Here is a 6090-nt window from a genome sequence, read left to right on the forward strand (position 1 = left end):
GTTATAAATGGGGGGGAGTGTTATATATGGTTCCAATGTAACATACAAGTATCTAAATGGATTTTGTCTTAATACAAAACTGTCTATTTAATTATCGCTAAACTTTTCTATTAGTTATACCAACCAACATATGTATAAAATCTTGATTTTTCAGTTTAAATTATTTAACATCTAACCATTAATCTTATTACTATCAAAAAAGAACTTGTAGTCTAGCTACAAGTTCTTTTTTGATAAGGTTATATGTTTTTAAATGAGGCAGTCCTATTGTTATATTTATAAGATTGAATAGATTTTTTGAACTACTAATCATTTGGCACCATACTGTAATTAAAAGAATGGTGCATTGTCATGAGCTGTCTTCGATGAAATAACCGAATGGAATATATGACATAAAACTTTAACACCCTCTTTTAATTCTTGTTCACTCATATAAGAAAAACTTAATCTCATATGATGATTTTCTAATTCTACAGGGTAACAAGCTGAACCAGGCAAAAATGTCACTTTTTTCTTTTGTGCTTCTAAAAGAATAGAATTTGTATCTACCCAATCAGGAAGACTAATCCAAAGATTTAATCCTCCTTCAGGAGTGTACCATGAAACTTCAGAAGGAGCATACTTTGATAATAAATATAAAACTAGATCTCTTCGTAATTTCAAAGCAGTTCGTAACTTTTTTATATGCTCCATTGATTTCTCTGATTTAATAAACGGTAATATCATCTTCTGAGTGAGTAAAGAACTACCCAAATCTGCGTTAGCTTTTGCTGCTAACAATCGATTAAATATGGAACCAGAAGCAACTAAAACTCCAATTCTACAACCAGGTGCAAATGTTTTACTTAAACCTTTTAAATAAATAACATGCCCGGAATCATCTAAGCTTTTGATAGGAACCGGTGGTTTTTTACTAAAGTAAATTTCATTCCATGGATCATCTTCTATAATTATGCTATTGCTACTTTGGGCTATATCAAGAATCTGTCTACGTCTTTTAGCAGTTGTGATAACACCTGTTGGATTATGAAAAGTAGGGACTGTATATATAACCTTTGGTTTATATTTATCGCATAAACTCTGAAGAATATCTATCCTCATGCCATCTTTATCGATTGGAACGGTAAGGACTGTAGCACCTCTCCCGCGAAAAACATCGATTGCTCCTGGATAAGTAGGAGCCTCCATAATAACCACATCATCAGGCCCGATAAATGTACGAGCAATTAGACCGATTCCTTGCTGAGAGCCATTTGTAACTAATATATTATCTGGATCCGTAGTAATATCAGTTCTTTTTAAATATGCAGCCATTTCATGTCTTAGTTCAAGATCTCCTTGAACTTCTGCATACTGGGATAAAATCCTTGGATTATGAACAAATATTTTTTGAACTTCTTGTTCTAAAAAGCGGTTAGGAAATAACCTGGGATCAATCATTGAAGATGATAATTGAATCATTTCTGGAACTTGATGAAAACGAGAAAATTGAGATCTAGGTAAGTAATCCTGAATTGAGAGCTGCCAATTATAAGGTGAAACTTTTGGTTGTCGATTAACAACTTCTTTTCTTTCCGGATTAACAAAGGACCCTTTCCCTTGAATAGAAGTAACGAATCCATCTTCCTCGAGTTTCTTATATGCTTTTGCTACTGTCACTAGACTCACTTTCAATTGTTTTGTAAGCGTGCGTATAGAAGGTAATTGTGTTCCTTCTTGTAGAAAGCCAGAACGTATTTGATCGACAATAGATAGATATATTTGTTTGGAAAGCGAAATTTCACTATTACGTTGAATTTCAAAATGCATATTAAATCTCCTTTCAGTGTTATAGAAGGTGGTTGCGTGTTATATAGGGTTTCGATATAACATACAAGTAGTTCAGGGGATTTTTAAAATGAAATTTAAAATGCGAAAGGAGGTAATAGCTCTATTAATAAGTATTAGGTTAAACGTCTTTACTTAAAATGATACCCATATGTGATGATAATTTAATCATTTCGCACAAAAGAGTTTTATATTTATAACCCATTAAGTAATGTGAATTAAACGAGACTTATAGTATAGAGGCAATATACGTGATTTTTAAGATTCATGCAAATATTTAATTTTGATTAAATAATTTTTTTAGGTAGTCAGAGATTGCAACATTATCATGCTTAAAAGGAGAGATATTATGTTTAAACATGATATTATTGTACGTTTTAATGAATGTGATTCTTTAGGACATGTAAACAACTCAAATTATTTTACGTATTTTGAAGAAGCAAGAAATGACCTCTTTAAAATTTTTAATCCGAGTCTAAAAATAGACTCTTGGAATTTAATTGTTGCTTCAACTCAATGTGACTATATTCGTGAGGTGGTTTATGGTCAAAAACTAGTTATTTCTACATGGATTAGCAAAATTGGTAATGCAAGTTTTCAAGTTGAACATGTTATACAAGATGAAAATCAAAATTGGATTGCAAGAGGAAAAGTTATTTTAGTTCATTTTAATTTTCAATCACAAAAATCAATTCCTTTATCTCAAGAAATAAGGAACGTACTTTCGGAACATACTGAGGCGCCTAAAGGTGTTCCGATGTTGAGATAAAAACATCATAATCATTTGATCTTAATACACAATGGGACACTATGGAGGTATATGCAATGAAATATTATGTAGTAGACGCATTTGCAGAAAACATATTTGAAGGAAATCCTGCAGCAATTTGTATCATGGAAGATTGGATTTCAGATGAGATGATGCAAAAAATTGCGATAGAAAATAATCTGTCTGAAACAGCTTATGCTGTAAAAGAAGGGGAGGGCTATCAACTAAGATGGTTTACTCCTGGAGGAGAAATTGATCTATGTGGCCATGCAACTTTAGCAGCAGCATACGTTATTGCAAATTATTATGAAAAAGGTATTGAGGAAATTATATTTCTAACAAAGAGCGGAAAACTTGTTGTATCCAAGAAAGGTAATCTTTATGAGATGGATTTCCCAAGCAGAATGCCTGAAAAGATTACATTAACAGATGAGATGGTTAAAGCCATTGGTATAAACCCTATTGAAAGCTACTTAGGTAGAGATTTGATCTTCGTATTAGAAGATGAAGAGGATGTTCAAAATCTAACTCCTGATTTTGCGAAAATGAAGGAGCTAACAGAAGGATTAGCCGTATCAGTTACTGCCAGAAGTGCTAAATATGATTTTGCTTCCAGGGTTTTTTTTCCAAAACTAAATGTAAATGAAGATCCAGTTTGCGGTTCAGCGCATTGTAGTTTCATCCCATTTTGGGCACAACGTCTTGGTAAAGATGAAATGGTAGCAAGGCAGCTGTCTGACCGAGGCGGAACATTATATTGTAAACATGAGGGAGACAGAGTAAAGATTGCGGGAACAGCAGTTGTATATGCCATTGGTGAGATTCAAATTTAATAAAAAGGAAGCTAGAAAATGAAAATAGAACAAAGAATGGAAGAACTAGGTATTATATTACCTAAGACTTCGCCTACTAAAGCATTGTACGTACCTGTCAAACAATTAGGGAATTCTCTTTTTGTTTCAGGACAAGCTCCATTTATAGATGGTACACCCGCTTATACAGGAAAAGTCGGTGGAGAAAGAACCTTAGAAGAAGCACAAGAAGCAGCAAGAATTTGTATTATTAATACACTGGTAGCAGTCAAAGAGTATATTGGTGATTTGGACCGTATTGTAAATGTAGTGAAACTACAAGCCTTTGTGAATTGTGAAATTGAATTCAATCAACAACATATTGTTATTAATGCTGCTTCAAAATTATTACATGATATCTTTGGAGTGGAAGGTCAACATGCCCGGACGGCAATTGGAGTGAATCAGCTACCCATGAATATCACAGTGGAAATTGATACTATCTTCGAAATTCAGGGCCAATAAGCGAATTACAAATGAAATTTCCCCTTAAAAATAATAATTAATACTAAAATCACATGCTAGTGTTAGGCATATTCAGCAAGTATTAAAATTTAACTTTCAATTATAATACTTGCATTACATGGAGAAGAATATATGAATAAAAAGAACGATTTCAATGATAATCAAAACAAATGTAAAGCTCTTAAACTTTCCAATAATGATCAGTGGCAATATGAATCATTTTATAGATACCAACCTGTATTTTCATGTAAAGCTTTATTGAAATTTTTCACTAGAAGAGCAAAGTAATAGTATTAACTCACATTATAAAGTCAGAATTTTCTTTATTCAAATTCCAGGAAAGGGATGCACCTTGTGAAATGCAGATTAAAGCAATTACTATAGAGGAAATTTATCAGGAGATATTAGATGGAATAAGAAATAGATTCCCGCCAAACACTTGGAAATTAGATGAAAATAATGAAATGGCTAAAAGAGTAACAAGATATTTAGTAACAAACATTTTAAATTGGAACGAAGAAGAAATCAAACAGAATTGGAATAACGCATTAATTGCAAAGTATCGTTTACGTGGCGTATTGAAACATAAATATGAAAATAGTCCGTATGCAATGATTAATGATTTATATCCGAATCGATTTAAAGAATGGGAATTTACTAAGGCTCCTAATAAATTTTGGACGAAAGAAAAAGCTTTACAAGCACTGAAATGGACAATTGAAGAAAAAGAAAAGTTGACAGATAATCAATTATTACAGCAATACACAATGAAATGGCTAAAAAGGCATAGATTATGGACACCAGTAGTTAGGTACTGGAATGGGAGTCCATATGCAATGATTAATGATCTATATCCAAACAGATATGTAAAACATTCATTTGGAGGGTATATAAATAAACCTTAATATTTTTATAAAATTACATTAACATGATAATTCGAAAGGGAAAGGAAGGTCCGTAAAATGTCGTTAGAAAAAGTCATTTCTTATTTTAAACAATATGGTATGGAAGATAGAATTATAGAGGTAACAGAATCTAGTGCAACAGTTGAATTAGCAGCAAAAGCGTTACAATGTGAACCTCAAAGAATCGCAAAGACTTTATCTTTTCAAATAGAAGATCGTGTTTTAGTAATAGTAACTGCAGGTGATGCTAAAATTGATAATCGTAAATACAAGGAACAGTTTGGTGTTAAAGCTAAGATGGTTGATGCAAACAAAGTGGAAGAGTTAATTGGACATGCAATAGGTGGTGTTTGTCCGTTTGCTGTAAATGAAGATGTAGAAGTGTATTTGGATGTATCACTACAAAGATTTATAACTGTCTTTCCTGCTTGTGGTAGTGCAAATAGTGCCATTGAATTAAAAATAGAAGAACTAGAAAGATACTCAAAATATTTAAAGTGGATTGATGTTTGCAAGGGATATGCAAAATAAGAACCTATCTTAGATGAACAATCCAAATATGTACGTCTGTACGTTATTTTCTAGAACTATAAATTATAGAGGGATTGAATAAGAATGAAAAAAAGATTTTTTATATTAATGTTAGCTATGCTATTCAGTATTGGATTGGTTGGCTGCGAGCAATGGGATCGTTATAGTCCGTTCGCAAGTGAAACAGATGTATATGGTGTAGTAAAAGAAGAAGCTAAACAAGATCCTACGGCACCTAAAGATGTAATTCATTATTCTTATGACCTAATTGGATATGATAAAGATTTAAATAAAGTTGACTTAGGTTTCGGATCGGATAATAAATTCCCTATCGGTACATATATTAAAGCAGTGAAAAAAGGAAGCGATACAAGAATGCATGATATTTCAGTTATTAAAAAAGAAGAGATTCCAGAAAATATATTAAAGAAATTAAATGAGAAGTAATAATAACGATAAAAAGCTACATTCTATATAGGATGTAGTTTTTTAAGTCCAAATTAAAATATCTCGAACAACCAGCAAGATAAATTCATTCAATTATTAATATTAATTCAGAAATGAAACAAGTTTTGAAACGTTTAGACGTATAGTGCATTTAATCCCAAAAATGAAATTTTTAGTTTAGACTTTCTTGTCCCCATCAAGTTCCAAAAATAAAAGTTTAGACTTTCTTGTCTAAATAGTTTAGAGTTTCATGTCTTTGTACACTTTCTATGTAGAAAGACATGAAAGTAGGAAC

At 31.9% G+C, this 6090-nt stretch carries 6 protein-coding genes and 1 pseudogene; 6 read left to right on the forward strand and 1 reads right to left on the reverse strand.

Going from position 1 to position 6090, the window contains the following annotated elements; translation table 11 throughout:
- Positions 1 to 330: 330 nt before the first annotated feature.
- A complete protein-coding gene (pdxR, locus tag DN403_RS23565; protein WP_149185807.1) occupies positions 331 to 1809 on the reverse strand; it encodes a MocR-like pyridoxine biosynthesis transcription factor PdxR in 1479 nt (492 codons plus the stop codon).
- A 367-nt stretch (positions 1810 to 2176) separates the two neighbouring features.
- On the opposite strand from pdxR, the gene DN403_RS23570 reads away from it, so the two are divergent.
- From DN403_RS23570 to DN403_RS23595, 6 genes and pseudogenes are all read left to right on the forward strand, one after another.
- Positions 2177 to 2596, forward strand: coding sequence for an acyl-CoA thioesterase (locus DN403_RS23570; RefSeq protein WP_149185808.1), 420 nt, complete (start codon positions 2177 to 2179; stop codon positions 2594 to 2596).
- 56 nt (positions 2597 to 2652) lie between these two features.
- Positions 2653 to 3429: a PhzF family phenazine biosynthesis protein gene (locus tag DN403_RS23575; RefSeq protein WP_149185809.1), complete on the forward strand. Its 777-nt coding sequence runs from the start codon at positions 2653 to 2655 to the stop codon at positions 3427 to 3429.
- 18 nt (positions 3430 to 3447) lie between these two features.
- The gene (locus tag DN403_RS23580; RefSeq protein ID WP_149185810.1) at positions 3448 to 3912 is read left to right on the forward strand and encodes a RidA family protein; all 465 of its coding nucleotides are present in this window, start codon (positions 3448 to 3450) and stop codon (positions 3910 to 3912) included.
- A gap of 359 nt (positions 3913 to 4271) precedes the next feature.
- Positions 4272 to 4811, forward strand: a pseudogene (locus tag DN403_RS23585) (DUF4046 domain-containing protein); the annotation flags it as partial.
- A gap of 63 nt (positions 4812 to 4874) precedes the next feature.
- The gene (locus DN403_RS23590) at positions 4875 to 5348 is read left to right on the forward strand and encodes a YbaK/EbsC family protein (RefSeq protein WP_098412713.1); all 474 of its coding nucleotides are present in this window, start codon (positions 4875 to 4877) and stop codon (positions 5346 to 5348) included.
- Between the two features lie 84 nt (positions 5349 to 5432).
- A complete protein-coding gene (locus DN403_RS23595; RefSeq protein WP_098412714.1) occupies positions 5433 to 5795 on the forward strand; it encodes a YxeA family protein in 363 nt (120 codons plus the stop codon).
- Positions 5796 to 6090 lie beyond the last annotated feature (295 nt).

The organism is Bacillus sp. AY2-1 (assembly GCF_008368965.1).
GTDB lineage: Bacteria > Bacillota > Bacilli > Bacillales > Bacillaceae_G > Bacillus_A > Bacillus_A thuringiensis_S.

Bases quoted from the DNA above. Each gene is read 5' to 3' on its own strand.
- DN403_RS23595 (WP_098412714.1), top strand. From the start codon at position 5,433: ATGAAAAAAAGATTTTTTATATTAATGTTAGCTATGCTATTCAGTATT.
- pdxR (WP_149185807.1), bottom strand. From the start codon at position 1,809: ATGCATTTTGAAATTCAACGTAATAGTGAAATTTCGCTTTCCAAACAA.
- DN403_RS23570 (WP_149185808.1), top strand. From the start codon at position 2,177: ATGTTTAAACATGATATTATTGTACGTTTTAATGAATGTGATTCTTTA.
- DN403_RS23575 (WP_149185809.1), top strand. From the start codon at position 2,653: ATGAAATATTATGTAGTAGACGCATTTGCAGAAAACATATTTGAAGGA.
- DN403_RS23580 (WP_149185810.1), top strand. From the start codon at position 3,448: ATGAAAATAGAACAAAGAATGGAAGAACTAGGTATTATATTACCTAAG.
- DN403_RS23590 (WP_098412713.1), top strand. From the start codon at position 4,875: ATGTCGTTAGAAAAAGTCATTTCTTATTTTAAACAATATGGTATGGAA.